Here is a 1,328-nt window from a genome sequence, read left to right as displayed (position 1 = left end):
AAACGAGTGTTCCCCTTGAGGTTCAAAACCGAAAGAACGTCCATCTTGCAACATCTGACTGTTTAGTGATTACTTGTTACCTATGGGGCGTACTGCATTTTAGTGAAACACTTAAAGCTAAGCACCAACTTGCTCAAAGTGGTTCTGTTGCAAAGTTTTCCAAAAAATCTATTTTAGTGTAAAACTTTGCAACAGAACCATCTTATGCATAATAGCTTTCGTTGTTACAATGCTCGTCTCATGGTTTAAGCATTAATAATGAACAAATGACTAATAAAATAGCTATTTTGGGGTTGGATATTAGAGAATTAATCTATAGGATTCTCTTTTTATTCTTTATTTTGTTATGATTGATTTAGAAGAAGGAGGATTTTTAATTATGGAAAAAATAAATGAAGTTCCTGGGCAAGTGAGTTTTGGACGAGCATTGAAGGATTTTTTTATTGGATATATTGATTTCAAGGGAAGAACGACTCGAGCTGGATATTGGTGGATGACGTTAATTTTAATGATTATTTCATTTGTTCCAATTATATTTTTTGTCTATGTAGCAATTGGTTCTGCTATGAGTATTTCAGGGAGTGCAAACGAAACTGATTTTTTGGCTTCTACGTTTGAAAGCTTTATTATTCCATTGTTTATTATGGCTATTATTGGGATATCATTATTTCTTCCAAGCCTCGCTATGGCTGTGAGACGCTATCGAGATGCTGGTTTACGAGGGCGAGGATTTTTAGTTTTATGGGGCATATACATTGCTTCTAGCTGCACAGAAACAATAAGTACCTTACAACAAAGCGGCGGAAGTGCAATATTCACATTTTTGACATACGCGATAGGGTTACTGTTCTTTATTTTGACAGTGTTACCAACTAATGCAGTTACTACAAAATCGGATAATGGCTTTATACTCTTTTTCTTACGAGAAAAAGAATAATAATAATCTATATTTGAATTCAAAAAGAATAAAAAGGGTTTGTTATAAAAATTTCCAGTACCCTAAATTTAATCTATTAATGAAAGTTGGAAAAGAATTTTGAATTATATTAAGAAATTTTTTATTGTATTAGGGCTTGCAATACTCAGTCAAATAGGGATGGCTGTTTATGGTGGAGCAAAAGGTTTTTCTTTAGAAACCGGTGCACACAAGTTATCCTTACTAGCTGTACTCATTCTAATTATATTTATTGTGGGGAATATCTACTTATTAATGTATTTAGGTAAAAAGTTAGGCTTTTTAACGCCAAGCAAAGATTTCCTCACTAAGAAAAACATTATATACATCTTCGTGGGTACCCTAATTGCTCGGACTGTCGGAATTGGTGGTA

Annotated in this window: 1 protein-coding gene and 2 pseudogenes; all 3 read left to right on the top strand. The window is 33.3% G+C overall.

Annotated features, from left to right (window positions below):
• Positions 1 to 140: pseudogene (locus AB0N14_RS40195) on the top strand (IS982 family transposase); the annotation flags it as partial.
• Between the two features lie 206 nt (positions 141 to 346).
• Complete coding sequence (locus AB0N14_RS40190) at positions 347 to 937, top strand: DUF805 domain-containing protein (protein ID WP_351515829.1); 591 nt, start codon at positions 347 to 349, stop codon at positions 935 to 937.
• Between the two features lie 99 nt (positions 938 to 1,036).
• Positions 1,037 to 1,328, top strand: a pseudogene (locus AB0N14_RS40185) (CPBP family intramembrane glutamate endopeptidase); the annotation flags it as partial.

Source organism: Streptomyces sp. NPDC051104 (assembly GCF_040682835.1).
Lineage (GTDB): Bacteria > Actinomycetota > Actinomycetes > Streptomycetales > Streptomycetaceae > Streptomyces > Streptomyces cynarae.
This window is presented reverse-complemented; position numbering and strand designations above follow the sequence as displayed.